Annotated in this window: 26 protein-coding genes and 6 pseudogenes; 13 read left to right on the plus strand and 19 right to left on the minus strand. The window is 64.7% G+C overall.

Annotated features, from left to right (window positions below; translation table 11 throughout):
- Nucleotides 1–283: 283 nt before the first annotated feature.
- On the minus strand, nt 284–505 hold the full coding sequence (locus ACMGG8_RS08950; protein WP_060841087.1) for a hypothetical protein: 222 nt from the start codon (nt 503–505) through the stop codon (nt 284–286).
- 176 nt (nt 506–681) lie between these two features.
- Complete coding sequence (locus ACMGG8_RS08955; protein ID WP_060844637.1) at nt 682–2,010, minus strand: OprD family porin; 1,329 nt, start codon at nt 2,008–2,010, stop codon at nt 682–684.
- A gap of 331 nt (nt 2,011–2,341) precedes the next feature.
- Here ACMGG8_RS08955 and ACMGG8_RS08960 point away from each other — a divergent pair, with 331 nt between their 5' ends.
- Complete coding sequence (locus ACMGG8_RS08960) at nt 2,342–2,674, plus strand: DUF2790 domain-containing protein (protein ID WP_060841085.1); 333 nt, start codon at nt 2,342–2,344, stop codon at nt 2,672–2,674.
- A gap of 24 nt (nt 2,675–2,698) precedes the next feature.
- Here the strand turns inward: ACMGG8_RS08960 and ACMGG8_RS08965 are convergent, their stop codons facing one another.
- Nucleotides 2,699–3,193: a RidA family protein gene (locus ACMGG8_RS08965; protein ID WP_060841084.1), complete on the minus strand. Its 495-nt coding sequence runs from the start codon at nt 3,191–3,193 to the stop codon at nt 2,699–2,701.
- Nucleotides 3,194–3,407: 214 nt separating this feature from the next.
- Between ACMGG8_RS08965 and ACMGG8_RS08970 the strand changes: the two are divergent.
- From ACMGG8_RS08970 to ACMGG8_RS08985, 4 pseudogenes are all read left to right on the plus strand, one after another.
- Nucleotides 3,408–4,178: pseudogene (locus ACMGG8_RS08970) on the plus strand (PAS domain-containing protein); the annotation flags it as partial.
- A gap of 114 nt (nt 4,179–4,292) precedes the next feature.
- Nucleotides 4,293–4,724: pseudogene (locus ACMGG8_RS08975) on the plus strand (methyl-accepting chemotaxis protein); the annotation flags it as partial.
- Between the two features lie 184 nt (nt 4,725–4,908).
- Nucleotides 4,909–5,634, plus strand: a pseudogene (locus ACMGG8_RS08980) (PAS domain-containing protein); the annotation flags it as partial.
- A gap of 156 nt (nt 5,635–5,790) precedes the next feature.
- A pseudogene (locus tag ACMGG8_RS08985) lies at nt 5,791–6,225 on the plus strand (methyl-accepting chemotaxis protein); the annotation flags it as partial.
- A gap of 47 nt (nt 6,226–6,272) precedes the next feature.
- Here ACMGG8_RS08985 and ACMGG8_RS08990 read toward each other — a convergent pair.
- The 3 genes from ACMGG8_RS08990 to ACMGG8_RS09000 all read right to left on the minus strand — a co-directional run bounded on the left by ACMGG8_RS08990 (nt 6,273) and on the right by ACMGG8_RS09000 (nt 8,647).
- On the minus strand, nt 6,273–6,800 hold the full coding sequence (locus ACMGG8_RS08990) for a GNAT family N-acetyltransferase (RefSeq protein WP_129406442.1): 528 nt from the start codon (nt 6,798–6,800) through the stop codon (nt 6,273–6,275).
- 57 nt (nt 6,801–6,857) lie between these two features.
- Nucleotides 6,858–7,763 carry a LysR family transcriptional regulator gene (locus tag ACMGG8_RS08995; protein WP_047306094.1) on the minus strand — a complete coding sequence of 302 codons (906 nt, stop codon included), beginning with the start codon at nt 7,761–7,763 and terminating at the stop codon, nt 6,858–6,860.
- 110 nt (nt 7,764–7,873) lie between these two features.
- Nucleotides 7,874–8,647: an SDR family oxidoreductase gene (locus ACMGG8_RS09000; RefSeq protein ID WP_060841080.1), complete on the minus strand. Its 774-nt coding sequence runs from the start codon at nt 8,645–8,647 to the stop codon at nt 7,874–7,876.
- Nucleotides 8,648–8,810: 163 nt separating this feature from the next.
- On the opposite strand from ACMGG8_RS09000, the gene ACMGG8_RS09005 reads away from it, so the two are divergent.
- Both ACMGG8_RS09005 and ACMGG8_RS09010 read left to right on the plus strand, forming a co-directional pair.
- Complete coding sequence (locus ACMGG8_RS09005; RefSeq protein ID WP_060841079.1) at nt 8,811–9,416, plus strand: flavin reductase family protein; 606 nt, start codon at nt 8,811–8,813, stop codon at nt 9,414–9,416.
- A gap of 33 nt (nt 9,417–9,449) precedes the next feature.
- Nucleotides 9,450–9,956: a YbaK/prolyl-tRNA synthetase associated domain-containing protein gene (locus ACMGG8_RS09010; protein WP_414159472.1), complete on the plus strand. Its 507-nt coding sequence runs from the start codon at nt 9,450–9,452 to the stop codon at nt 9,954–9,956.
- Here the strand turns inward: ACMGG8_RS09010 and ACMGG8_RS09015 are convergent.
- Nucleotides 9,946–10,830: a LysR family transcriptional regulator gene (locus tag ACMGG8_RS09015; RefSeq protein WP_060841077.1), complete on the minus strand. Its 885-nt coding sequence runs from the start codon at nt 10,828–10,830 to the stop codon at nt 9,946–9,948. The genes ACMGG8_RS09010 and ACMGG8_RS09015 overlap by 11 nt on opposite strands.
- 97 nt (nt 10,831–10,927) lie before the next feature.
- Between ACMGG8_RS09015 and ACMGG8_RS09020 the strand changes: the two genes are divergently transcribed.
- Nucleotides 10,928–12,331 carry an MFS transporter gene (locus tag ACMGG8_RS09020; RefSeq protein WP_060841076.1) on the plus strand — a complete coding sequence of 468 codons (1,404 nt, stop codon included), beginning with the start codon at nt 10,928–10,930 and terminating at the stop codon, nt 12,329–12,331.
- 7 nt (nt 12,332–12,338) lie between these two features.
- On the opposite strand, the gene ACMGG8_RS09025 is transcribed toward ACMGG8_RS09020, so the two are convergent.
- The gene (locus tag ACMGG8_RS09025; RefSeq protein WP_060841075.1) at nt 12,339–13,268 is read right to left on the minus strand and encodes a DMT family transporter; all 930 of its coding nucleotides are present in this window, start codon (nt 13,266–13,268) and stop codon (nt 12,339–12,341) included.
- A 102-nt stretch (nt 13,269–13,370) separates the two neighbouring features.
- Here ACMGG8_RS09025 and ACMGG8_RS09030 point away from each other — a divergent pair.
- Nucleotides 13,371–14,270: pseudogene (locus tag ACMGG8_RS09030) on the plus strand (LysR substrate-binding domain-containing protein).
- 36 nt (nt 14,271–14,306) lie between these two features.
- Here the strand turns inward: ACMGG8_RS09030 and ACMGG8_RS09035 are convergent.
- From ACMGG8_RS09035 to ACMGG8_RS09050, 4 genes and pseudogenes are all read right to left on the minus strand, one after another.
- Entirely contained in the window at nt 14,307–16,541 is a 2,235-nt protein-coding gene (locus tag ACMGG8_RS09035; protein WP_060844628.1) for an ATP-binding protein, read from the minus strand.
- The gene (locus ACMGG8_RS09040; protein WP_414159473.1) at nt 16,538–17,152 is read right to left on the minus strand and encodes a biliverdin-producing heme oxygenase; all 615 of its coding nucleotides are present in this window, start codon (nt 17,150–17,152) and stop codon (nt 16,538–16,540) included. The genes ACMGG8_RS09035 and ACMGG8_RS09040 overlap by 4 nt, the downstream gene beginning before the upstream one ends.
- A gap of 257 nt (nt 17,153–17,409) precedes the next feature.
- Nucleotides 17,410–17,796, minus strand: a complete 387-nt coding sequence (locus ACMGG8_RS09045; RefSeq protein WP_060841071.1) for a cupin domain-containing protein — start codon at nt 17,794–17,796, stop codon at nt 17,410–17,412.
- Between the two features lie 80 nt (nt 17,797–17,876).
- A pseudogene (locus ACMGG8_RS09050) lies at nt 17,877–18,685 on the minus strand (AraC family transcriptional regulator).
- Nucleotides 18,686–18,927: 242 nt separating this feature from the next.
- Here ACMGG8_RS09050 and ACMGG8_RS09055 point away from each other — a divergent pair.
- The 4 genes from ACMGG8_RS09055 (at nt 18,928) to ACMGG8_RS09070 (ending at nt 21,647) form a co-directional block, all read left to right on the plus strand.
- Nucleotides 18,928–19,569: a LysE family translocator gene (locus tag ACMGG8_RS09055; protein WP_060841068.1), complete on the plus strand. Its 642-nt coding sequence runs from the start codon at nt 18,928–18,930 to the stop codon at nt 19,567–19,569.
- Nucleotides 19,570–19,643: 74 nt separating this feature from the next.
- Nucleotides 19,644–20,123, plus strand: coding sequence for an N-acetyltransferase family protein (locus tag ACMGG8_RS09060; RefSeq protein ID WP_414159474.1), 480 nt, complete (start codon nt 19,644–19,646; stop codon nt 20,121–20,123).
- A 45-nt stretch (nt 20,124–20,168) separates the two neighbouring features.
- Complete coding sequence (ddlA, locus tag ACMGG8_RS09065; protein ID WP_060844624.1) at nt 20,169–21,263, plus strand: D-alanine--D-alanine ligase; 1,095 nt, start codon at nt 20,169–20,171, stop codon at nt 21,261–21,263.
- Between the two features lie 30 nt (nt 21,264–21,293).
- Nucleotides 21,294–21,647: a gamma-glutamylcyclotransferase family protein gene (locus tag ACMGG8_RS09070; RefSeq protein ID WP_060844623.1), complete on the plus strand. Its 354-nt coding sequence runs from the start codon at nt 21,294–21,296 to the stop codon at nt 21,645–21,647.
- A 9-nt stretch (nt 21,648–21,656) separates the two neighbouring features.
- Here the strand turns inward: ACMGG8_RS09070 and ACMGG8_RS09075 are convergent, their stop codons facing one another.
- The 7 genes from ACMGG8_RS09075 to ACMGG8_RS09105 all read right to left on the minus strand — a co-directional run bounded on the left by ACMGG8_RS09075 (nt 21,657) and on the right by ACMGG8_RS09105 (nt 25,587).
- The gene (locus tag ACMGG8_RS09075) at nt 21,657–22,235 is read right to left on the minus strand and encodes a hypothetical protein (protein WP_414159475.1); all 579 of its coding nucleotides are present in this window, start codon (nt 22,233–22,235) and stop codon (nt 21,657–21,659) included.
- A 43-nt stretch (nt 22,236–22,278) separates the two neighbouring features.
- Nucleotides 22,279–22,788 carry a GNAT family N-acetyltransferase gene (locus tag ACMGG8_RS09080; RefSeq protein ID WP_414159476.1) on the minus strand — a complete coding sequence of 170 codons (510 nt, stop codon included), beginning with the start codon at nt 22,786–22,788 and terminating at the stop codon, nt 22,279–22,281.
- A complete protein-coding gene (locus tag ACMGG8_RS09085; RefSeq protein WP_235759654.1) occupies nt 22,785–23,501 on the minus strand; it encodes a polyphenol oxidase family protein in 717 nt (238 codons plus the stop codon). The genes ACMGG8_RS09080 and ACMGG8_RS09085 overlap by 4 nt, the downstream gene beginning before the upstream one ends.
- Nucleotides 23,502–23,634: 133 nt before the next feature.
- Entirely contained in the window at nt 23,635–24,447 is an 813-nt protein-coding gene (locus tag ACMGG8_RS09090) for a MerR family transcriptional regulator (protein WP_102860227.1), read from the minus strand.
- 78 nt (nt 24,448–24,525) lie between these two features.
- Entirely contained in the window at nt 24,526–24,897 is a 372-nt protein-coding gene (locus tag ACMGG8_RS09095) for a helix-turn-helix domain-containing protein (RefSeq protein ID WP_060841060.1), read from the minus strand.
- Nucleotides 24,898–24,902: 5 nt separating this feature from the next.
- Nucleotides 24,903–25,205 (minus strand): type II toxin-antitoxin system HigB family toxin, encoded by a 303-nt coding sequence (locus tag ACMGG8_RS09100; protein WP_060844619.1) that lies wholly within the window; start codon nt 25,203–25,205, stop codon nt 24,903–24,905.
- 115 nt (nt 25,206–25,320) lie between these two features.
- Nucleotides 25,321–25,587 (minus strand): DUF3077 domain-containing protein, encoded by a 267-nt coding sequence (locus tag ACMGG8_RS09105; RefSeq protein WP_115580920.1) that lies wholly within the window; start codon nt 25,585–25,587, stop codon nt 25,321–25,323.
- Nucleotides 25,588–25,918 lie beyond the last annotated feature (331 nt).

Genomic DNA, 25,918 nt, shown 5'->3' on the forward strand with positions numbered 1-25,918 from the left:
ACGGGCTGGGCGGTACTCCGTCGAAGGGCGCGGGGCTCTTGAGGCTGCTGTGGGTTTGGCGGGAGATTGTCAGGCAAGGTCCGCAGGACCTTCAGCGATCCTCACAAGCAGCGCCTGCTTCGCGGTCGTTCGCCGCCTGCGGCAGCGGCTACAGGTGCCAGTCCTGCGGCAATTCCTGGGCAAAAAAAAGCGCCCCATGCGGGACGCTAAAAATTCATCTCTTTCCAAAGGAGCATCAGAAAAAACGCTTCAAGAGATGAATGTGCTCTGTGGGCAACGGCGCTCAGATGTCTTGTGCGGCCGCGTTGGACGATGACGCATCACCGGGGGCTTTGCCGGTGCCGTCGGTGCTGGCGGTTTCCTGGTTGGCATCGCCGTGAATCTGTTCCTGGCTGGCCAGGAAACCTTCACGAACCTGTTGCGGGCGTTCGCCGCCGTCGGCCGCCAGGGCGGTGAAGCTGGTGCTGGCCAGAAGGCCGATCAACAACAATTGGGTTGGGCGCATGGATGGACTCCTGACAAGCTCTCGAGCCGGGGAAAGTCCGGCGGATTTGAGTGTGTCCGGGAGTATAGGGAGGCCAACCTAACGAGAAGGTGAGGCCGATATTACAGTTCTGAAAGGCGCGAGTCTGTGAAGAAGTTTTAACACCGGGCAGGCCGCAACCTGCCCGGCCAGACGCTTTAGAGCAGGGCCAGCGGGTACTCGACGATCAGCCGGAATTCCTCCAGGTCGGATTCGAACTGGCTGGAGCGGATGGTCGCCTGGCGGATGCGCAGGGACAGGTCCTTGAGCGTGCCGTCCTGGAACACGTACTTGGCTTCGATGTCCCGTTCCCAGCGACGTTGATCGGTCAGCGGATCACCCGCCGCGTCGCGGCGCATGTACACCGCGTTGGCGTGGCTGTAGTCGGCGTCGCGGCCTCGGGCGTAGCGGGTCATGAAGGACAGCCCGGGAATGCCGAAGGTCTGCATGTCGAGGTCGTAGCGGACCATCCACGAGCGTTCCTTGGGCGAGTTGAAGTCGCTGTACTGGATCGAGTTATCGAGAAAGATCGAGTCCGACTGGCGCAGGTAGTCAAAGTCGTCATTGCCGTTGTTGCGCTGGTGCGACAGGGCCAGGGTGTGGGCGCCGTAGGTGGCGCCGACCTTGGCGCTCCAGATGTTGTTGTCGAACTCGCCCAGCAGTTTCTTGCCCTCGTCCACGGCCTTGTAATAGTTGAAGCCGCTGAACAGGGTCAGGTCGTCGGACACCGGGTAGTTCACCGCCGTGCCGAAGTAGTACTGATCCCAGGCGTCTTTCAGGCGGCTGCTGTAGAGGCTGAAACTGAGGTTGGGGTTGAGCTTGTAGTCGCCACCGAAGTAGCCGACCCAGGGCGAGTCGACCTTGCCGGCGTAGAAGGTGGCGAAGCCGTCGCGCATGCCGCTGCTGTCGGGCTGGCTCATGGCGTGCAGGCGCCCGCCTTGCAGGTTGAGACCGTCGAGGCTGGTGTTTTCCAGGGTCACCCCGCGAAAGCTTTCCGGCAGCAGGCGCGAGTCGCCGTAGTGCACCACCGGGGTCTTGGGGAACACGTCGCCGACTTTCAGCACGGTGTCCAGGGCCCGCAGTTTCACCGCACCGCCGGCCTTGCCGTAGCCGTCGGCGGGCTCGTTGTCGTGGTTCACCGGCAGCATGCCGAAGGAGCCACGGCCGCCGCTGCGCCCGCTGCCGGAGTCGAGCTTGAGGCCATACATGGCGAAGGCGTCGATACCGAAGCCGACCGTGCCCTGGGTGAAACCGGATTCGAACTGGCCGATCAGGCCCTGGGCCCAGGCTTCGGAATAACCGTTGCCGGTGGGGCTGGACTGGCCTTTGCGATCGTCGCGGTTGAAGTAGTAATTGCGCAGCAGCAAGTCGAGGCGGCTGCCTTCGACAAAGCCTTCGGGGCGTTCCTCGGCGGCCACGGCGGCCACGGGACAAAGCCCCAGTACCGCGGCGAGCACGGACAGGGACAAGGGGGGATTGATACGCATGGGGTCGCTCCTGAGTGTTGGCAGCTATCAACTTTTATATCGCCAGAGGCGTTCTTATTGGGCTCGACCAACAGGCGTGGTTACGCCCTGAAAGTCGCCGTCGATAGTTGCAAACGGCAGATAACGGCGCGGTGACCCGCTGATTACAATTGTGCAAGAAAGGCTCGTCGACAGGCGTCGGTGGCGGCCCTGAAACCCCGATGAACCGGGGGTTCGATGGCGCACCGGGGCCGCGCGGGCAGGTGCATTACAGATAAGTAATGTGCCCGCGATCATCCTGAAAGGGTCGGTTGCTTATCCTCGTCGCTGTCAACTGGACGAGGAAACTGTCATGAAAGCTGTCAACCTGAGTATCGCCGCGCTGCTGTTGTCCCTCTCTTCCCTGGCCCTGGCCGAAGGCGGTGGCGACCGCACCTTTGCCCGGGCCATGGTGGAGAACCAGAAGGCCATGGAGCGCTATGCGGCGAGTCAGGGCAAGCCGGCGCCGGTGGTGCAGAACTACCGCTACGGCATGGATCTGGATATCGCCAGGGTGGTCAGCGTCACCCCACCGATCAAGTCCTGCAACGTGGTGCCTTCGCGCATGACCTACGAAGACTCCGCCGGCCAGCTCAAGACCATCGAGTATCAGGTCATGGGTCAGTGCCGCAACAACGGCAGCTGATCCATGGGCGGGCTGGCGCGGCCTTCAGTCGTTGCCGGGTTCGGGGTGCAGGGCGACGATCATGTCGACTTCCACCGAGGCATTTTTCGGCAATTGATAGACCCCCACCGATGTGCGGGTGTGCACCCCGGCGTCGGCGAAGATCGAATAGAGCACCTCCGAGGCGCCGTCCGCCACCTCGCTCTGCTGGGTGAAGTCCGCCGCGCTCTGCACGTAGACGTTGATCCGCAGGATGCGCCGGATCCGTTGCAGGTCGCCGAGCATCTGCTTGAGGACCGCCAGGGCCCGCAGGGTACAGATCTGTGCCCCGTGGCGGGCCTGCTCCAGGCTGGTTTCGGCGCCCACCCGGCCGACCACCATCACCTGGTCGTCGATACGCGGGATCTGTCCGCTGACGTACACCTCATCGCCATTGCGCACCGCCGGCACATAGTTGCCGCCAATGCGCATCTCGCCCTCGAAACTGTGTCCGACTCGTGCAGCCTCTTGCTGAAAAAGCGCCTTGCGTGATGCGTCCATAGTCCAACTCCGTCGATCGCCTGGGATTTCCCGATGCCGACTATACGCGCTCCAGGGCGCCGGTAAATCCTCGCTCAAAGTCCCGCAGGCAGGGGCTTTGCCCGCGCTTGAATTATTTTTGTCGGACAAGCCCGGGCTGCTATTAAGAAAAGACTTTCAGGGCCGATGTTAGGCCCACAGCAGCCTATTTTTTATGTCCTCCCGGTGCCTCCCCATGTTCAATAAACGCTTGAAGCAAGAGCTGGCGGCTCTTCGTGAAGAACTCTCGAGCCTTCAGCAAGTGAAGGAAAGTCTTGAAAGCGAGATGCTCGTGATCAATTTGAGCGCCGATGGACGGATTCAATCGGTCAACCACAACTTCGCCCAGGAAATGCTCTACAAGAGCGGCGACCTGCTGGGGCGCTCCCTGGAAGACATCGTTCCGGCCCACGTCAAGCACGACGAGTTTCACCAGCGCTTCAAGGCGACCCTGGCCCGGGGCGAGCACTTTGCCGGGGCGGTGCGCCTGCTGCGGGGCAACGGCGAGGAGGCCTGGCTGCGCTCGATCTCCCAGCCGGTCCACGACTCCGAGGGGCGGATCAAGTACTTCGCGATCTTCTCCAGCGACCTGACCCGCACCATCGAGGCTTCCCGGGAACACGAGAACCTGATCGGCGCCCTGATGCGCTCCACCGCACTGATCGAGTTCGACCTCAATGGTCATGTGCTGACGGCCAATGAGCGCTTTCTCTCCGGCATGGGCTACAGCCTGGCGCAGATCAAGGGCAAGCATCACCGCATGTTCTGTGAGCCCGAGGAGTACAACAGCGCGGCCTACCAGGCGTTCTGGAAACGCCTGAATGCCGGGGAATTCATCGCCGACCGTTTCAAGCGCATCGATGCCCATGGCCGGACAGTCTGGCTGGAGGCGTCCTACAACCCGGTGCTGGACGCCAACAACAAGCTCTACAAGATTGTGAAGTTCGCCACCGTGATCACCGACCAGGTGAATCAGGAACTGGCGGTGGCCGAAGCGGCCAACATTGCCTACAGCACCTCGTTGCAGACCGACAACAGTGCCCAGCGCGGCACCACCGTGGTCACCGAGGCGGTGAACGTGATGCGCGATCTGGCCAAGCACATGCAGGACGCCGGCGAGGGCATCGGCGCCCTGAACGAGCAGTCCCTGGTGATCGGCAGCATCGTCAAGACCATCAGCGGGATTGCCGAGCAGACCAACCTGTTGGCCCTCAACGCGGCGATCGAGGCGGCCCGGGCCGGTGAGCAGGGGCGCGGTTTCGCCGTGGTCGCCGACGAGGTCCGGCAACTGGCTTCGCGTACCAGCAAGGCCACCGAGGAAATCGTTGGCGTGGTCCGGCAGAACCAGGACATGGCCCGTGACGCCGTGGAACTGATGGCCGAAGGCAAGCTGCAGGCCGAGCAGGGCCTGGCCCTGGCGGCGGAGGCCGGCACGGTGATCGTCGAGATCCAGGACGGCGCGCAGAAGGTGGTGAGCGCGGTGGGGCAGTTCGCCAATCAACTGTCCAGCTGAGCCTGGGGCCCCGGTGACGGGGCCCGCTCACCGGGACGGTATGGCTCGGCAGCAGGAATTCTGAGGAGCTTTCCTAGAGAGTCTTAGGAAAATTCTGAAAGGGCGGGCAGGGCGTGGAGAAAGGTCAGCCAGCGCCGATGGCAAGAGGGATCGTTGTATTCACTCTTAGTCTGTCGGTGTATCCATGTTCAATAAACGTCTGAAACAACAGCTTGCCTCACTGAGCGACGAGCTGAGCGCTCTGCAGCAATTCAAGGCCTGCCTGGAAACCCAGGTGCTCAGCATCGAACTGGACAGCGAGGGGGTGATCCGTCGGGTCAACCAGAACTTCACGCGGACCCTGGGCCTGGATGGCCAACAGCTCTGCGGGCAACCCCTGGAGCAGATAGTGTCGGGCCATGCGCAGGCGGTGCAGCTGTATCGCTCTCTCAGGGCAGCCCTGGGACGCAACGAAGGCTACATCGGCCAACTGCGCTTGCAACGTGGCGACGGCCGCGATGCCTGGTTGCATACCTGTGTCCAGCCGATCCACGACCAGGCCGGGCATCTCGACCACTTCTCGCTGATCTGCACCGACCAGAGCGCCGCGGTGCAAAGCGCCTGCGAGCATGAAAACCTGATGGCGGCGTTGCTGCGCTCCACCGCGGTGATCGAGTTCGACCTGCAAGGCCGGGTGTTGACTGCCAACCCGCGGTTTCTGGCGTGCATGGGTTACCGCCTCGATGAAGTTCAGGGGCAGAACCACCGTCTGTTCTGTGATCCCGAGGAGTATGAGGGGCCGTCGTATCAGGCGTTCTGGGCGCGCTTGAACGCCGGTGAATATGTCGCCGACCGCTTCAAGCGAATCGACAGCCAGGGCCGGGTGGTGTGGCTCGACGCCTCTTACAACCCGGTGCTGGATGCCAACGGCCAGCTGTACAAGGTGGTGAAGTTCGCCACCGTGATCACCGAGCAGGTGAACCAGGAACGCTCGGTGGCCGAGGCCGCCGACATCGCCTACAGCATCTCCCGGCAAACCGATACCAGTGCCCAGCGCGGCTCGGCGGTGGTCACCGAGACCCTGGACGTGATGCGTGACCTGGCCAAGTGCATGCAAGAGGCCGGTGACGGTATCGAAGCCCTGAACGAGCAGTCCCTGGTGATTGGCAGCATCGTCAAGACCATCAGCGGGATTGCCGAGCAGACCAACCTGCTGGCCCTCAACGCGGCGATCGAGGCGGCCCGGGCCGGTGAGCAGGGGCGCGGCTTCGCTGTGGTCGCCGACGAGGTCCGGCAACTGGCCTCGCGTACCAGCAACGCCACCGACGAGATCGTCGGCGTGGTCCGGCACAACCAGGACATGGCCCGCTCGGCGGTGGAGCTGATGGCCGAAGGTCGGCAGCAGGCCGAACAGGGCCTGACCCTGGCGGCGGAGGCCGGCACGGTGATCGTCGAGATCCAGGACGGTGCGCAGAAAGTGGTGGACGCGGTGGGGCAGTTCGCCAGTCAGCTGTCCACCTGAGTGGCGTGCCGCAGGTTCAGGCTCCGCGCCCGTGGGCGCGGACCGGCTCAGCGCGGCAAGGGGGCGTGGCACTCGTAGTGCAAGCGGTCGAACCACTGTCCGTGCAGCAGGAAGCTGCGGCGTGAATGGCCGTAGCAGGAGAATCCGGACGTCTCCAGGACCCTGACCGAGCCGAGGTTTTCCGGGCGGGCGTTGGCTTCGATGCGGCTCAACTGCAATTCGCCGAAGGCCCGTTGCAGCACCTGCGCCACCGCCGCCCGGGCGATACCCCGGCCGTTGAATTTGGCGCCCACGCGATAGCCCAGCTCGGCGCAATTGAAGTAGGGGCGCTGCACCCGGTGCAGGTTGATGCGCCCCACCAGTTGTGAATCCTGTCGAATCAGAAACTGATAGCCGCGATCCGCGGCAGCGTCCTGTTGGGCCTGGGCGATGGCCTCGGCGACCCCTTCGGCGCAGTAGAACGCTGCCGGGCGGGCGTTGATCGAGGCTTCGAAAAAGGCGCGGTTTTCTTGTTCAAACGCCAGCAGTTCCTGCCAGTCGTCCAGTTGTGGTGCACACAGGTGCAGGTGGCTCATGGTCCGGGGATCTCAATCCGTTGAAGGCGCCTTCATCTCACGATTGCCTTGTGCGCATCAAGCCTGCAGATGCGGATCGATCAATTCGGCGAACCATTCGATGAACACGTTCAGCCGGCGCGAACGGTGGCGACGGTCGGGGTACAGCGCGCAGATGTCCATCGGCGCCACCGGCAACTGCTGGAGCACCTGCACCAGCTCGCCGCGATCGAGCAGGTGCTGCACGTCGAAACGCGGCACCTGGATCAGCCCCAGGCCCTGGCGACAGCAGGCGATGTAGTTCTCGACGTTGTTGACGATCACCCGGCTGGGCAGCCCCAGAAGGTGCTCGCGACCTTGCAGCAGGTACTCCCAGGGCTGTTCGCGACCGGTGTCCGGGGAGGCGTAACCGATCATCCATTGGCCGTTCTGCAAGTCCTGGGGGGTGTGGGGCTCGCCGTGTTCGGCGAGGTAGGCGGGGCTGGCGCAATTGATCATGGCCAGTTGCCCCAGGGGGCGGGCGATCAGGCTGCTGTCCGCCAGGCTGCCGACGCGGATCGCGCAGTCGATGCCTTCCTGGACCAGATCGATGCTGCGATCGCTGGCGCCCAGGGCCAGTTGCAGGTCGGGGTACTGCGTCAGCCACTGGGGCAGGGCGGGCACGATCAGGCGCCGGGCGATGCGGCTGGGCACGTCGATATTCAAGCGCCCGCTGACATCCACCAGGCGATGGTGGAACAGCTGGTTGAGCTCCGAGGCATCCGCCAGCAGGCGTCGTGCCCGCTCCAGGAGGATGGTGCCATCGGCGGTCAACTGCACCTGGCGGGTGGTTCGGTGCAGCAGCCGGGTGCCGAGGCCGTTCTCCAGTTGCTGCACAGCGGAAGAGACAGTGGCCCGTGGCAGTTCCAGGGCATGGGCGGCCTTGATGAAACTGCCCATGTCGGCCACCTGGATGAACACGCGGTATTGCTCAAGCTTATCCATCGTATGAACGATCCTGGTTCGGGGGACGCCTGACGGCGGTGGAACGCTGCATCGTCCGAGGCGATCGATGCAGCGTCCCGGCAGGCCAATTTACCCCTTGGGCGCCAGGATTACTTGGTGGTGTAGCCGCCGTTGATCAGTAAGGTCTGGCCGGTGATCCACCAGCCCTCGGTCACCAGATGGCGAATGAACGGCACCACGTCCTCGATATCGGTGAGCCCGGTCTTGCTCGACGGCGACAGGGCCGCGGCGCTCTTGTGGTAGGCCACGGCGTCGGCGCCTTCGGCAGGGTAGAAGAACGGCGTGTCCATGGGCCCCGGTCCCACCGCGGTCACTGAGATGCCCCGGGCGCCGAACTCCTTGGCCGCGGCCCGGGTGAAGTGTTCCACCGGTGCCTTGGAACCGCCGTAGGCGGCATAGAACGGGGTGAAGGCCCCCAGCAGCGACGTCACCAGGGTCACCAGCTTGCCGTTGTCCTCCAGGTGCTTGCCGGCTTCCTTGATGAAGAAGAACGCGCTCTTGGCATTGACCGCGAACATCTGGTCGTACTCGTCTTCGCTGATTTCGATGATGGGTTTCTTCAGCACCTTGCCCACGGTGTTGATGGCGATGTCGATCTTGCCGAAGCGTGCCTTGACCTCGCTGAACAGACGCTCCACCGCACCGGCGCGGGTGAGGTCGGCCTGCCAGGCGTGGGCGTCGACCCCCAGGGCCCCGAGCGCCTCAAGGGTGCTCTGGGCATCGGCCTGACTGGCATCGCTGTTGTAGTGCACGGCCACGGCCCTGGCACCGTGGCTGGCCAGATCCCGGGCAAGCAGGCCACCGAGGTTTTTCACCCCGCCGGCGATCAGCACGACTTTGTTGTTCAGGGAATGATCGGCCATGGCATGGCTCCTTCGACAATTGCGGTGAAGGCTGAGTCTAGTGGCTGCCATGGGATTGATAAGCCGTCGACGCCTGGACGGACTGTCCAGAAAAACCGCCCAATTCCTGTGGCTGCACAGGTGGCGGATAGGTCTACAATCGGACTTTTTTCAGGAGCCTGCCATGCCTGCATTTCGTCATCCGGTGCCATTGGAAAAAGCCTACCGCCTGCTCAATCACGGTCCGACCGTGCTGGTCAGCGCCGCCCACGGCGGGCAGCGCAATATCATGGCGGCGGCCTGGGCCATGCCCCTGGATTTCGAGCCGCCGAAAGTCGCCGTGGTGCTCGACAAGTCCACCTGGACCCGGCAACTGTTGGAAGCCTCGGGCACCTTTGTCCTCAACGTGCCCTGCGCCGCCCAGGTGGACATTGTGCAGACCCTGGGCAACAGCTCCGGGCTGGAGCTGCAGCAGGCGGGCAGCGACAAGTTCGCCGCCTATGGCTTGTCCACCTTCACCGGTCAGGCCCTGGAGGCGCCCCTGCTGGAAGGCTGCGTGGCCTGGCTGGAATGCCGGCTTTTGCCCGAGCCGCACAATCACCAGCAGTACGACCTGTTCCTCGGGGAAGTGATCGCCGCCCAGGCCGATACCCGGGTGTTCAGCCAAGGGCGCTGGCACTTCGACGGCCAGGATCGGCTGCGCACCCTGCACCATGTGGCGGGCGGGCATTTCCTGACCATCGGCGGCGCGCTCGACGGTCGTCAACTGCCCCAGTCCGGCGACGCCTGAGGCGAGCCGCCGCCACTTTTTCAAGGATTGAACATGCACGAAGTTTTCCAGCGTCTGGTGAGCCTGATGGACAGCCATCAGGCCCGTTATCGGGTGATCCTGCACCCGGCCGAAGGGCAATCGGCGCGGGTCGCCGAGATCCGTGGCACCGAGCCGGGCCAGGGGGCCAAGGCCATGCTGTGCAGCCTCAAGGGCACGAGCGATGTGTATGGGCTGGTGATTCTCTCCGGCGACCAGAAGCTCGACATGAAGAAGGTCGGTGCGGCACTGGGGGGCAAGAAGGCCCAGCTGGTCCCGGCGGAGCTGGCCAGGGAACTGACCGGTTGCGTGATCGGCGCCATTCCTCCGCTGAGTTTCGATCCGCGCATTGCCCTGATCGTCGACCCGCCACTGATCGAGCGCTACGCCGAAATCGCCTTCAATGCCGGACGCCTGGATGCCTCCATGGTTCTTGATACCCAGGACTACCTGAGGATCGCCCGGCCGCTGCTGCTGAGCGTGACCCAGGAGACCGAGGGCGTGCAGGTTCCTACCAGCTGACCCGGCCCAGGGCGTCGGCAAAGGCGGTGAGCTTCGGCGAACACTGGCGCGAAGGGGGATACACCAGCGACAGCTGCCGACTGCGCCCGGCCTGCGCGTGCAGCACCGGCAACAGCAGGCCCGCATCCAGGGCATCGCGCACGGCGAACTCCATCAACTGGGCAATGCCGAATCCGCCGAGCACCGCATCCACCAGGGCATCGCCGATGTCGAAGATCAGCCGCCCCTGCACCGCCAGGTCCAGGGGCTTGCCCTGGTCCATGAACTGCCAGTCCACCAGCCGGCCGCTGCGCAGATTGCGCACCGTCAGGCAGTTGTGCTGTTGCAGGTCCGCCAGCTGCCGCGGCGTGCCGTGGCGTTCCAGGTAGGCCGGTGCCGCCACGGTGACCCAGCGCAGGGGCGCCAGGGGCCGGGCGATCAGGCGCTGATCCTGGATCAGCCCGGTGCGCAGCACCGCGTCAAACCCTTCGTCGATGAGGTCCACCACCCGGTCGGTCATCACCGCCTCGATGCTCAGTTCGGGATGCTGGGCCGTCAGCTCGCCAATCACCGGCATCACCACCTTGCGCCCGAACAGCGACGGCGTGCTGATCTTCAACATCCCGCTGGGCGAGTCGCGGCGGTCCAGCAGCAGGTGCTCGGCATGGGCCAGCTCCGCCAGTAACGGCGCTGCCCGCTCTACCAGCATCTGCCCGTCCGGGGTCAGGCTGACACTGCGGGTGTTGCGTTGCAGCAGGCGCACGCCGAGCTGTTGCTCCAGGCGCGATATGGCACGGGACAGGCCGGACTGGGTCAGCCCCAGGTCACCGGCGGCGCGGGTAAAGCTGCGGGTTTCGGCGACCCGGACCAACAGCCGAAGGGCGTTCAGATCCATGATTAAAGTCATTACTGAAAGAGTGAGGGGTGTATTTATCATTTAATGCGCATCGATGACACTGGCCGCCGCTTATTTCCACACAAGGATTCTCGCGATGTCCGCGACCCCGTTAGCCAAGCCGTCGGGCTGGATGCTGTCACTGCTGGCCACCGCGCAGCTGATCATTGCCCTGGACGCCACCATCGTCTTCGTGGCGTTGCCGGAAATCGGCCTTCGCCTGGGCTTCTCCGCCCAGCAATTGCAATGGGTGGTCAGCGCCTACAGCGTGGCGTTTGGTGGATTCCTGCTGCTGGGCGGACGCGCGGCGGACCTGCTGGGCAAGCGGCGTTTCTACATCGTCGGGCAGTCGCTGTATGCCCTGGCATCCCTGGCCGGCGGTCTGGGTGGCAGCGCGCTGTTGCTGGTGCTGTCGCGGGCGGTACAGGGCGTCGGCGGGGCGATGCTGTTCCCCGCGACCCTGGCCCTGATCAATACCTGGTACGCCGAAGGGCCGGCGCGCAACCGGGCCTTCGCGGTGTGGAGCGCGGCCTCGGCGGCGGGTCTGGCCCTCGGTGCCTTGCTCGGTGGGGTGCTGACCCAGTACTGGGGCTGGGAGGCGGTGTTCCTGGTCAACGTACCCCTGGCCGGTGCCTGCGCCTTGCTGGCCCGGCGCTGGATTCCCGCCGACCCGCCACGCCAGCGCAGCCGCCAGTTCGACCTGCGCGGCGCGCTGACCGTGACCCTGGGCGGCACCCTGCTGGTGTTTTCCATCGTCCAGGGCCCGGAGTGGGGCTGGAGCGCACCGGGGACCCTGGGTTGCCTGGCGTTGTCCCTGGCCTTGCTCGGGCTGTTCGTGCGCCTGGAACAACGCTGCCGCGACCCGCTGATGCCGCTGCGCCTGCTGGGTTATCCACAGCTGCGCATGGCCATGCTGATTACCGCGCTGTTCATGAGCAGTTTCGGCGTGCAGTACTACTTTCTCAGCCTGTATTTCCAGCAGGTCTATCAATTCAGCGTGCTGCAGAGCGGGTTGGCGTTCCTGCCCTCGACCCTGCTGTGCACGCTGGGCATCTGGGTCGCGGAACGGGCGCTGCTGCGCGTGGGCCTGCGGGCGACCCTGGTCAGCGGCCTGCTGGCGGGGGCCGTGGGCATCGCCATGATCTACCTGGCCTTGCCCGGCAGCCGCGGTTTTGTCGGACTGCTGCCGGGCATCGTGGTGATGAGCATCGGCCAGGGCATGACCTGGACTTCAATGTGGGTTTCGGCCGGGCAGGGCATTGCCGCCGCCGAGCAGGGGGTGGCGGCGGGCGTGGCCTCCACCAGTCAGCAGATCGGCGGGGCCCTGGGGCTGGCGTTGCTGGTGTCGCTGGCCAACACCTTGAGCCCGACCGGCAATCAGGCCCATGGCATTGAACTCGCCACCGCCGCCAGTGCCTTGCTGGCCTTGCTCGGAGCCTTGCTGGCGCTGCGCTTGCCTCGGGTGGCGGCCTTGCCCGCCGGTTCGGTGGCCCAGGGCTGAGGCCGGTTCAGTGGGGCCGGGGCAGGTGGCGGCGCACTGCCCACAGCACCCCGGCCAGCAACAGCAGGGCCGCCGAGCTTTGCAGCAGGCTCGGCAGGTGCTGCAGGCTGATGAAGCCGTAGAGCAGGGCGAACAGGGTTTCGAAGACGATCAACTGGCCGCTCAGGGTCAGCGGCAGGCGCCGGGTCGAGGCATTCCACATGCGATTGCCGAACCAGGAGCCGAGCACCGCACTGGACAGGCTCAGGCCCCAGAACAGCAGCCAGCGCTGCTCCCCGGCCTCGACCTGAGTGCCGGGCAGGGCAAGGCCGTCCGCCAGCAGCCAGACCAGGGCGCTCATCAGCCCGGTGGTGATGCCCCACAGGGTCGACCACTGGCTGCTGTTGAAGCGGCTGCCTTTGAGGTAACGGGCGTTGTCGGTGGCGAACCAGGTCCAGCACAGCAGGGCGCCGAAGGCGCAGAGCAGGCCCAGGGCCCGTTGCCCCAGTTCCACGCTGCCGCTGTCGGCGGTGAGCAGGGTGTCCAGGTTGATGCAGCAGATGCCGGTGAACACCAGCAGCAGCGGCCAGCGCAGTCGGCGCAGGGGCAGGGCGTCGGCATCGCCGCGTCCGGCCAGGGTGATGGTCAGTGGCAACAGGCCGACGATCAACGCAGTGCTCGCCACTCCGGCCCACTGGATGGCGCTGGCCAGCAGCATGAAGTAGACCAGGTTGCCGGTCAGGGCCAGCTTCACCAGCAACGCCACGTCACCCCAGGTCAGGCGCTGCACGAGCTCCCGGGCCTGAGGCACAGCCAGGAGCAGGGAGAATGCACCGTACAGGCTGAAGCGGGCACAGCTGAGCATCAGCGGACTGAACTCCGGCAACAGGCTGGGCGCCACAATGGCCAGGCCCCAGACCGCACCGGCCAAGGCTGCATAAGCAACTCCGCGTTTCATGCACACACTCGCAGCAATTCATCAAAGCGCGCAGCCTAGTCATTGCTGACCGAGCGGACAAAGGATATATAGGCACCTACCTATTCTTCCGGGGAATGCCTAATGAGTCGTTTCGCGCGCCATTTGCCGCCGTTGGAAACCCTGGTGACCTTCGAGGCGGTGGGGCGCAACGCCAGCTTCACCCGCGCCGCCACCGAGCTGTGCCTGACCCAGAGCGCGGTGAGCAAGCAGATCCGTGCCCTGGAGCTGTCGCTGAAGACCGAGTTGTTCGAGCGCCAGGCCCGGGGGGTGAAACTCACCGCCAGCGGCGCTTCGCTGTTTGCCGAGGTCAGCACCCAACTGGAAGCCTTGCTGCGCAGCGTCAGTCGCCTGCGGGCCGGGCGCGACGCCAATACCATCACCGTGCAATGCACCCACGCGGTGGCGCAGTTCTGGCTGTTTCCGCGCTTGCTGGCGTTCAACAAGCAGCACCCGGACATCACCGTGAGCATCCACGCCAACAACGACATGGACGAATCCAGCGTGGCCGAGCACGACTTGGCCATTCTGTATGGCGCCGGGCACTGGTCCTCCCTGATGGCCACGCCGCTGTTCGCCGAGATCGTCTATCCCATCGCCAGCTAACAGCTGGTGTTGCCGGCCATTGGCGAGCTGACGCAACTGGCCGAGCTGCCCTTGATCCAGCTGGACGCCTCGGCCTGGAACTGCATCGACTGGCGCGACTGGTTCCGCCATTTCGGCCTGGACTACAGCGCGCCGCCGGGCGCCATGGGCTTCAACCAACTGACCCTGATGTTCAGTGCGGTGCAGCAGGGCATGGGCGTGGGCCTGGGCTGGGATTTCATGGCCAGCGAGCGGGTGGCCCGGGGCGAGTTGCAGCGGGTTGGCCAGTGGGCGTTTCGCACCGGTCAGGCGGATTTTCTGGTGCACCCGCGGCACAAGCGCCTGTCTGTCAGCGGCCAGTTGTTTCGCGACTGGTTGGTGGCGCAGGCGAGTGAATGAAGGGCCGGGGCGGCGTGGCCGCCCCGGGGGCACGCTTCAGAGGGTGGCGCGGGGCACGCTGAAGCGGAACTCGCTGCCCTTGCCCGGTTCACTGTGGGCCTCGATCTTGCCGCCGTGGGCCTGGATGATGCCCTGGGTGATGTACAGCCCAAGGCCGGTGCCATTGGGGTTGCCTTCCTTCATGGTCCAGTAGCGGTCGAAGATGAACGGCAACTGGTCGGCGGGAATGCCTTCCCCGCTGTCGCGGACGCTGAAGACGATCTGCTCGCCGTCGGACATCGCCACCACCCCGACCTTGCCCTGCATGGGGGTGAACTTGATGGCGTTGCCCACCAGGTTCGACAGCACCTGGAACAGCCGCTCGGGGTCGGCATGGATGGTCAGCTCCGGCTCGGCGTGAAAGCTGATGTCGATGGCCTTGTCCAGGGCCAGGGGCGCCAGCAGCGAATAGGCCTCTTCGAAGATCTGGCTGACCTCCAGCGGCTGTGGCGCGATGCTGTAGCGCCCGGCTTCGATCTTCGAGGTGTCCAGCAAGTCCTCCAGCAGATTGTTCATGCGGCTGGCGGCCTGTTGCATGGTGTCGATGGCCGAGGAAATGCGCCGTGAAGTGTGCGGGCCGTCGGAGCTGAAGGCCTTCTGCATCATGCCGCAGAGCATGGAGATCACCGTCATCGGGTTGCGCAGGTCGTGGGACACCACCGCCACCAGTTCATCCCGGGCGCGCACCGCCTGTTGTTCCCGCAGCACCTGGCGCGCCAGGTCGTGTTCCAGGGCCGAGCGCCGCAGGTCGTTGGCGGCGAAGCGGTCGCCGTGGCTCCACTTGCTGGAGATCCCGGCCATTTCCACCTTCCAGATCTCGAACGAGGTGCGCGGCCGCAGGCGCAGGCCGGCGTCCGAGTTCTCCAGGTCCAGGGGCTTTTCCGGGTTGCCGCTCCAGTGGATGTTTTCCTTCACCTCCGGGCGGAACCACAGCACGCCGTTATCCACAGGCTTGGGCAGGCTCATGGCCAGGACACCGCTGGCCACCTGTTGATAACTCGCCGCCGGCGGATACAGGCTGGCCAGGTGATGACTGGCGAACACCGCTTGCCCGGTGCCTTTGAGCCAGCGGTACAGGGCACGGATGTCGTCTTGGGGCGGGCAGTTACCGAAGCAGTGCAGCTGTTTGTCCTCGATGATCGCCACGCCGCCGGCCTGGGTCAGGTCCAGCAGCCGTTGTGGCGCCTGGGCCAGGCCGTCGAAGACGCTGCCGGGGGCGTCGCGCATGGCCTGGTCGAGGCTGGCCAGGGCGGCGACTTTCTCTTCCCGCTGCCGGCTCAGGTCCAGGGCCTCCATGGCGCTGATCTGCAACGACAGCACCTGGCCAATGGTCTGGCAGGCCATGCGCAGTTCGTGGGGCACCAACAGCGGCTGGCGGTTGCCGCAGCTGATCAGGCCCCAGAGCTGATCGTCCTTGAGCAGGGAAATGCTCATGGACGACAGCACGCCCATGTTCTTCATGTACTGGCAATGGATCGGCGACACGCTGCGCAGGGTGGCAAAGCTCAGGTCCAGGGGCTGCTGGGTGTCCGGGCGCAGGGGCGGCAGCAGCGGCACCGGCTGGTAGTCGGCGTTGGGAATGATCCGCAGCCAGTTGCTGCGGTACAGCTCGCGAGCCTGCTGGGGAATGTCCGAGGCGGGGAAGAACAGGCCGTTGAACACCTCCATGTCGGGGCGAGTGGCTTCGGCGATCACCTGGCCGTGGCCTTCCTCCTCGAAGCGGTAGATCAGCACCCGGTCGTAGCCGGTCATGGCCTGGATCTCGCTGACGCTGATGGCGTACAGCTCGTGCAGGGTCCTGGCCGCCTGCAGGCGCCGCAGCAGACGCCCGAGGTTGTCGTTCTGCGCCGTGAGTGGCCGGGGTTGATCGGGCTGGATTTCCAGCTCCAGCATCAGCACCCCCTGGTGGCGATGCAGCAGGCCTTCGAAGCGTCGGCCATTGAGCGACAGGTACAGCGCTGGGGCATCGGCGAGCCGCTCCAGTTGCAGCACCTCACGGATGCGTTGGCCGTCCGCGGCCCCCAGCAACTGCTCCAGGGGCTGCCCCGCCAGCGATTCGGCGGGCTGGCCCAGCAGCGCCTCGACGTTGGCACTGATCTGCCGGATGTGCAGTTGCGGTTCGTCCAGGGTCAGCAACACGCCGTGGGGCTGGATCGCCCCCGGGGAACGGATCGGCTCGTTGGCGCAGTTGGCCAGCAACTGTTCGAAGGTTTGGGCGTCTTGGGGGGTCATAGCAGCACCTCGCGGCGGTCGAGCCAGCGTTCGAAACAGGCAAATGTGGATTGCGCGGCGCTGACCAGGTGTCGGCGTGTGCTCGCGTCTTCGGGCATGCGCCCCAGGTAGTCGAGAAAGTCCTTCCAGCGCCGCCCGGTGGCAGCGCCATAGACATCCAGAAAGGCGCCGCCGTTGTCGGCGTCCAGATCCAGGCGCCGGGCCATTTCCCGGCGCAGGATCTGTCCGCCCAGGGTCGCGCCTTCCAGTACGTAGAGCACGCCCAGGCAGGCCCCGGCGCTGGCCAGGGGCGGCAGCTGCTCACAGCGGGGCAGGGCCTGGATGCTGGCGGCGTCCAAGCCCAGGGCGCGCAGATCAGCGAACAGGGTCGGGGTCTTCAGGCGCTGCGTCGGGTCGTAGCCCGGCGGGATCAGGCCGCTGTCATGCAGGGCCGCCTCCAGGGGCTGATAGAAACCGTAATAGGCCTGGATCAGGCGTCGATACCAGGGCGCATCAAGCCGCTCACAGAAGAACGGCAGGCGTTGCTCCAGGGCTACGTGCAAGGTCGCGGTGCCGGTGCGCAGGTCTTGAAGCAGGGTGGGGGTGGTGCTGGCGTGGTGCGGTGTCGGCATGCAGGGATCAGGGGTCGCAACAGGTAGTGGACGCGCCATGGGCGTCATCAAAGGCCGGGACCAGGCTGGCATCCCCGCGATAGAGCCATCGCACAGAAAAAATCGGAGCGTCACTTTACCCGTGCTGGTTCCCTCGACGTAGGGTTTTTGGTACGCCGTCGGTCGGTCAGCAGCGAAGATGGAGTGGCGTGTCAAAGCGTCTGACCTCGCCGGTGCGGTGGAAATTCCCTTTTCCACCTTGCAGATTCAGGCCGGGGTCAGATCCAGACGTCGTTCTGTGCCGTGCGTTCGCCGCCTTGATCGCCGGTATTGAGCACGCCCTTGGGCTCGATCAGCAGCAGTTTGACTTCCTGCTCGGCCCAGGGCTTGTGCTCGACGCCCTTGGGCACCACGAACATCTCGCCGCTGCCGATGGACACCCGACCGTCACGAAAGTCGATGTACAGCTGGCCGTCGAGGACGATGAAGGTTTCGTCGGTGTCGGCGTGGCTGTGCCAGACGAACTCCCCTTGCAGCTTGGAGATCTTGAACTGGTAGTCATTCATCTCGGCGATCACCTTGGGGGTCCAGTGTTCGCTGAACAGGCCGAGCTTGTGCTGGAAGTTGATGCTCTGGTAGGCGTTTTGCGTGGTTGGGTTTGGCATGTTGCGGTCCACATCAGTGATGAATGAGCACTGAGGGTAAACAGCCGGCGGGGTTGGTTTCTTGAACGATCGTGTGTGGCTCAGCGGCCGAGCATCTTCAGCCAGCGCGCCGGAGGCAGGCCGTAAGCCTGGCGGAACTGCCGGGTCATGTGGCTCTGGTCGGAAAACCCGGCGATCAGCGCCGCTTGGGTCAGGGACTGGCCCTGGACCAGCAGGGCGCGGACCAGGTCCAGGCGGCGCATGCTCAGGTAGCGATAGGGGCTGGTGCCGAACAGCAGGCGAAAGTCCCGGGACAGGCTCCAGCGGTCGCGCCCGCTGTGGGCCTCCAGTTCGTCCAGGGTCAGGGTCCGGTCCAGGGCACTGTGGATATACTCCCGGGCCCGTTCCGCGGCGACATAGTCCAGGCGCTGGCGGGGGCGGGCGACGCCGGACACGCTGTTCAGGGCGTGGGCCAGGTCGAACAGGGCGTCTTCCTGCTCCAGCGGATCCAGGGGGGGGCGAGTCCGCGCAGCAAGGCGTCGGTGGCGGCGGACAGCCGCGGATCGTTGGACAGGCCACCGGCAATGAAGGGCAGGGGCCGGCCACCGAGGATCTGCTGGATCAGCGCGGGTTCGACATACAGCATGCGGTAGTGGAAGCCGTCGTGGGTGCCGGCTTCGCCGTCGTGGGCCTCATCGGGGTGCAGGACCATGGTCGCGCCGGGCAGGCTGTGGCGCCAGCCACCGCGGTACTGGAAGCTCTGCACCCCGCGCAGGGTCCGGCCGATGGCGTAGGTGTCGTGGCGGTGCATGTCATAGCCATGGCCGGCGAAATACGCCTCGATGCGCTCCAGACCCCGGGCGGGTGGCGCGCGGTGAACCCAATCGGTGACAGCAGTGGGTCTGGCCATGGAACAGTCCTGATGGATAAAACCGAGGGCGGTACGTTAACTCAGGGGCGCGCTGGCTGTCTTGCCCCTCGGCTCACGCCGTGGCAGTTCTACCGGAAGAAGGAGGGCCTTGCAGGATGGATCAGGCGCAGCGCGGCGGCCGACGGCTTGAGCAGGATTGCGAGGCCAATCGGTGGTTGCCTGGGCAGGCGCGAGTGGAGTAGCGTCGTTCACCCGGATCCCCTTCATGGCCACCTGCGCTCATGCACGTCTCATACCTGGTTTACCTCGCCCCGCTGTTGTCGCTGGCCCTGCTCTGGAGCGTGGCGGTGATCACCCCAGGACCGAACTTTTTCACCACAGCACAACTGGCGGCGAGCTGCTCGCGGCGCCATGGCCTGTTTGCCTCCCTGGGGGTGGCCAGCGGCACCGTGCTCTGGGGGCTGGCGGGAGGCTTGGGCATCAAGTCGCTGTTCAGCGCGGCGCCGGCGCTGTTCGTGTTGTTCAAGGTCGCCGGTGGCTGTTACCTGATCTACCTGGGACTCAAGCAGTTCAAGCGCAAACCGGCCCTGGATAATCCAACCGCCAATGGCGCGGTCCATGCTGAGCGCAGCCTGTTCTCGGCCTACCGGCTGGGCTTTCTAGGCAACATGACCAACCCCAAGTCGGCGCTGTTCGTGGCCACCATCTTTGCCACGTCGATGCCGGCCTCCCCGCCACCTCTGCTGCTGGGACTGGCGGTGCTGACCATGGCCGGCCTGTCGCTGTCCTGGTACTGCTGCGTGGCGCTGTTTTTCGCCAGCAGCCGGGTGGCCGGGTTCTACGCCCGGGCCCGTCGCTGGCTGGACCGTCTGGCTGGTGGTTGTTATGTGCTGTTTGGCGGGCATCTGCTGGCCAACCGTTGAGCGGCCGGCGCCTTGCGCTGGCCAGGATACGCCCCCCAACAAGGACGACCCGTCCCCGTATCAGGAGACTGAACATGGCTGTTGTTTTTCGCCCGGTAGCAGAGGCGGACATTGCGCGGATCTGCAGTTTCGTGGGCAATCCCCAGGAGTTGTATTTCTTCTTTCCTGCCGCCACCTGGCCGCTGACCCACGAACAGTTGCGCGACTCCATCGCCCAGCGCAGCGACTCGACGGTGATCGAGTTGGATGGGCAGGTGGTGGGCTTTGCCAACTTCTATCGCTGGGCCAGTGGCGGCACCTGCACCATCGGCAATGTCATCGTCGACCCAGAGGTGCGCGGCGCGGGCCTGGGAGCGCAACTGATCGGGCAGATGATCCATATCGCTCGCAGCAAGCACCAGGCCAGCGAGGTGACCCTGTCCTGCTTCAACAGCAATGTGGCGGGCTTGCTGCTCTATCCGAAGCTGGGTTTTGTGCCGTTCGCCATCGAAGAGCGCAAGAACAAGGAGCAGGAGCGGGTGGCGTTGATCCATTTGCGCTACAGCCCCAGCTGAAACCAAGAGAACCGTCAGCGATCATTTTTTTAACGGAAACCATTCATGAGCAAGTTGCGGGTCGGAATTATTTTTGGTGGCCGTTCGGCCGAACACGAAGTGTCGCTGCAGTCGGCGCGCAATATCGTCGATGCCCTGGATCGCACGCGCTTCGAGCCGGTGCTGATCGGCATCGACAAGCAGGGGCACTGGCACCTCAACGACACCTCGAACTTTTTGATCAACCAGGAAAACCCGGCGCTGATTGCCCTCAACCAGTCCAACCGCGAACTGGCGGTGGTGCCGGGCAAGGCCAGTCAGCAATTGGTGGAAACCAGCAGCCAGGAGCTGTTGGGGCATGTGGATGTGATCTTCCCGATCGTCCACGGCACCCTGGGTGAGGACGGTTGCCTGCAGGGCCTGCTGCGCATGGCCGACCTGCCTTTTGTCGGCTCCGATGTGCTGGGTTCGGCGGTGTGCATGGACAAGGACATCAGCAAGCGCCTGCTGCGCGACGCCGGGCTGGCCGTGACCCCGTTCATCACCCTGACCCGGGCCAGCCGCAGCCGCTACGGTTTTGTCCAGGCCCGGGAGGCGCTCGGCCTGCCGCTGTTCGTCAAGCCGGCGAACCAGGGCTCCTCGGTGGGGGTGAGCAAGGTCGACAACGAGGCCGATTACGACGCCGCAGTGGAGCTGGCCCTGGGGTTTGATCACAAGGTGCTGGTGGAGTCCGCGGTGCGCGGGCGGGAAATCGAATGCGCGGTGCTGGGCAATGACCAGCCGATCGCCAGTGGCTGCGGCGAGATCGTGGTCGGCAACGGTTTCTATTCCTACGACAGCAAGTACATCGACGCAGACGCGGCCCAGGTGCTGGTGCCGGCGGACATCAGCGTCGAGCACAGCGAACGCATCCGCGCCCTGGCCATCGAGGCGTTCCAGGTCTTGGGCTGCTCCGGGCTGGCCCGGGTCGATGTGTTTCTCACCGACGACGGTGAAGTGCTGATCAACGAAATCAACTCGCTGCCCGGGTTCACCCGCATCAGCATGTACCCCAAGCTATGGCAGGCCGCCGGCATGCGTTACAGCGAGCTGGTGAGCCGCCTGATCGAGCTGGCGCTGGAGCGCCATGCCGAGCGGCAAGGTCTGAAAATCAACCGCTGAAGCGGATCATCGTGTTTAAGGACGTGACGAATGAGTTCGGCAACAGAAGCCTCGGTCTACCTTTTTTCCTACGGCACCCTGCAAGACAAGGCGGTACAGCTGGCCAACTTCGGCCGTGAGTTGAGTGGCAGCACCGATGCCATGCTCGGCTATGAACAGAGCTGGGTGGAAATCACCGATCCCGAGGTATTGGCCGCCAGTGGCAAGACCCATCACCCGATCCTGCGCCCGGGGGCGGCGGACAGCGCGCCGATTGCCGGCACGGTGTTTCAGATTACCCCCGAGGAACTGGCAGCGGCAGACCGCTATGAAGTCGCCGACTACCAGCGGGTCAGTGTGACCCTGGCCTCGGGGATCCAGGCCTGGGTCTACGTCAGCGCCTGAGTTCCTGACTCACTCCGGCAGCATCACCCCGAGACAGGCCAACACCAGCACCACGGCCCCGAGCGCGCAGAGCACATAGTTGAGCGGGGTGAAACGGGCGTTGCTGCGGCCTTCGGGGTCGCCGGCGGCGGCATTCAGGCCGCGCTGGCCCAGCCAGGTGACCCACGCCAGCACCGGTAGCAGCGCCAGGCTGGCGATGTCGGTTACCGGGTAGCCGATGTTCTTGCGTGACAGCGCATCCACCACGTTGTTGACGATCAGCCCCACCACAAACAGGGTCGCCAGTTCACCGGGGCGCCAGTCATGGCTGCGGCCGTCGCGCTTGAGCTGTGCATCGGCTTCGCGGTACAGCGCATGGGTGAAGAAAATCGCGAAGAACGCCCGGGCCACCGGCCACAACTCCTGGCCGCTGGCGTGCCTGAACTGATGCCAGTTCTTATAGGCCCAGTACAACTGGTAGATACCGAAGGTGAGGATGTACAGGGTCAGGAACTTGACCTTGGACACCACATAGAAGGGTTGTGGCGCCGTGTGCGCCGAAGGGGCGACCAGATCCGCCTGGGGCGGGGCGTAGAGATTGTCAGACACGGGCACTCCTTGGGTTGGGTCTGAGGCGGGAGGCAACGTTAGCTCAGGTAGCTGGCCAAGCACCAGTACGGTCTCGATGGCCGACGAGGGCCGGGTTCAGGCCAGGGGGGGGATCTGCGGGCCGAACGTAGTGAATATCCCATTCACTTTCGCCTACCTGAACAAAACCCAGGCGTCGATAAAATCGATTTGAGTCACTGCCGCGCAACACATCCAGGTGGATGGGCAATTGTTCTCTGGTGGAACGCTGTAAAAGCGGCTCCAGGGCCTGGGCACCGATGCCCCGCCCCTGGAATTGCGGCATGACGTACAGGTGCTGCAGTCGCAGATGATCCTCGTGTGATTCGCTCTGGATAAAGCCCACGGGCTGTCCGCCACTGAGGATGAAGTGGCAACGTTCGGCCGCGAAGCTTGCGGCGAAACGCTCCCGGGCCCGCTGTGGATCGAAGCGACCCAGGCGCTCAAGGCTGTCGCGCATGGCCGCGATGCGCATCTGGACCAGGGTTTCCAGGTCGGTCAGAGAGGTCGGCAGTAGCGCAAAGCCGAGGCTCATGTGCGGCCGATCCAGGAGTACTGGAAGGCCTTGGCTTCACCTCGATGCATGCGTCGGCGATAGCTGGCCAGGGTCGGGGTCGAGCAGTAGGTGCACAGCTCGCTGATTTCGATCTGCTCGTCCTCGATGCCGGCGGCCTGTAGCAGGTACACGGCATAGCGGCTCAGGTCGAACCACAGGGAGTCGGCCTGGGTCGGCTGTGGCGGGGGAATTTGCGGGGGCAGCCGCGGGGCCGGCTGCTGGCGACTCCAGGGCGCTTGCGCAGCGGGCCACAGCGGATCCTGAGTGGCGGACAGGGTGTCGATGAAGTCGGCGCTGACTTCATAGCAGCAGGGTTTGATCGACGGGCCGATGGCCACACGCAATTGCCGTGGGGCGATGCCCTTGCTGGCGAAGTGTTGCAGCACATTGGCGATGATCCCGCCGTGCAGGCCTTTCCAGCCACCATGCACCGCCGCCACCCAGGAGCCGTCGTCGCTGCTGATCAGCAACGGCAGGCAGTCGGCGGTGACCACCGCGATGGGCCGGCTGGAATGGGTGAGGACCGCATCGCCGCGAATGATCCCGCTGGGCAGGGTGGTGCTGGCGTGCACCACCTCGCCACTGTGGACCTGCGAGCAGAAGAACAGGTTGGCCGGCAGGGCAGCGCCCAGGGTCGAAAACTCATGACGGATGCCGGGTATCTGGTTCAACACAGCTGCCTGGAAACTCATCGGGCCTTCGCTCGGTAACCTGGGAATGGCTGCAGAGCATAGCGGTATCCGAGGCACTTTTGCTGACAGACCGCGCTGCAAAGGCAGCGCCAGACCAGCGGTTGCCTGTGGGGCGGCCCGCCTTGCGGATGTTTCAGGCCTTGAGCGGGATGTACAGCTCCACCACGCTGTCCGGGTGCATGGGCCCCAGGAAACGCTCGCCGGTGTATTCGAACTCCACCGCTTCGATCGGCATCAGCCCGGCGGCGGGCAGCCATTCGCTGTAGGCGGCGCGAAAGGTTTCCGGCAGGGTGGCCACGGTGCCGTGATGCTCGACCCGGGCGTAGTGGCGGGCGGGGATGTCCAGCTCGACCATGCCCGGCACCAGGGGCGCATCGGCGGCCACCGGCAAGCCGGCGACATAGCGCCACTGGCCGTCTTCCAGGGGTTGGCAGATGCCGTAGGTGCCCACCGGCTCGGCCAGGCGCTGGATTTCCTGTTCCCGGGGTTCGAAGCGTTGCCAGAGCTCGGCGATGGAGCCCGGGTCGTCCTGCTGCCAGGCCATGCCGATGATCCGTTGCCGGGCCAGGAACACCTTCTGCGGTGTCTGCGGGGCAGGGATCTGGCGCTGTGGCTGGGCCAGGTAGCGTTGCAGGTGGCCGAGCACTTTTTGGCTGCGGGCAATCTCGCTTTCCAGCTGCCGGGCATGCTCCTGCAATGACTGCTGCATGTGCAGCACGCTGTCCAGGCCGCCCTGGTCCGCCAGCGTGCGGATGTCTTCCAGGGACATGCCCAACTGCCGCAGCCAGACGATGCGGCCCAGGGTCACGATCTGTTCCGGGCTGTAGTAGCGGTAGCCGTTGTCGCGGCCAGTGAGGGCCGGGGTGAACAGGCCGATGCTGTCGTAATGGCGCAGGGTCTTGGTGGTGAGGCCGTGGCAGCGGGCCATTTGTCCGATGGTGAGCATGGAGCGTCCTTGGTGGTGTTGGGTTGCCAGGCAGGTTGGGCCTTTACCCAAGGGCAAGCTCAAGCCCGGCAGTGATGCTCAGGACGACTTGTTCGGCTTGATCAGGCTTTCGGCCGGGATGCCGAACAGTTGGTGCAGTTTCCAGATCATCGGCAGGGTCAGCGCGCGCTTGCCGTTGAGCACCTCGTAGACGCGGTTGGTGCGGCCGATGGCGGGTGCCAGGTCGGCGGCGGACAAGCCGGACTGCTCCATGCGGAACTTGATCGCCTCGATCGGGTTGGGCAGGTCCAGGGGAAACTGCCTGGCTTCGTACGCCTCGATCAGGGTGATCATCACGTCGAAGTAATCGCCTTCAGGCGTCCCGGGTTGCGGTTCGTTGTCGAACAGGGGCGAGACGCTTTGCAGCGCGGCGCGGTAGTCCTGGTCGGTGTGGATAGGGCGGATGTTCATCTGGGTTACTCCATGTCTACGCTGTCGGCATCAATGGCGTCGTACTGCCGGTGGGTGCCTACGAACTGGATGTACAGCGCGCCGAAACGATAGGCCACGGCAACGACCAGTCGATACTCGTTGCCCTTGATGTTGAAGACCACCCTGCGGCTTTTGAGAATGCTCGCGTTGCGATATTGGTCCTTGATTTGCGCAGGGTTGGACCACTCGGCATTCCTTGCTTCATCGACCCAAGCCAGTAAAGGCTGCTCTGCATCCGGGTACTTCTCCCAGAAGGCCTTCAACTGACTGACTGCAATAATTCTCATGGCGCGATCCTAGTCCCGTGCTGGGACTTAAACAAGTCGCTGAGTGCGTCAGGCGACGTACGGGCAGATCGCTGGATCTGCCCGCGCAGGCGACGTCGGCTCAGGGACGATCAGGTCATGCAGAGAGCGTGGCGTGCACGTCATCCATCAGTGCCTTGCCCATCTCTGCCAGGTGGTGTGCCGCCCAAGCATAGCGGTCGCAGCCCGGCTCCATGGCCGCCTCCAGGGTGAATTGCTTTGCCAGATGCAACAGCGCCGAGGCGTGCTCCAGGGCATCGCTGATCGGCACGTCGGCATTCACCCGAAACAGCGGACGCAGGTGTTCGCCGCACTGGGAAAAGCGGACTTCACCGAGGGTGGTCAGGGGCGATTGAGTGGTCATCGGGCACCTCCGGTTTTGTGTGACGGGAGGTGTGGGGGAAACAGATTGCAGAAGCAGTTCATGGTCACGACTCCTTGATTCGAAGGACCGTCACCGTCTGCCGCCAAGCAGATCAGGGTGGCGGATTGCGCAGGATTGGCGGACCGGGAATCAAGGAACCGGCGAACCCGAAGGTTCTCCCACGCAACCCGCCATAACGCAGGTATGCGGGCGCAAAAAAAGCGCCTGCATGATTGGTGGGGGCGCTGTTGCGCCTCGATTCTATCAGGCCGCCAAGCCTGATCGCTGATTTTGCAGCGACGGTCGAACCATAGGTTGGAGTAGGGGGAGT

It is taken from the genome of Pseudomonas sp. BNK-45 (genome assembly GCF_047456255.1).
GTDB lineage: Bacteria > Pseudomonadota > Gammaproteobacteria > Pseudomonadales > Pseudomonadaceae > Aquipseudomonas.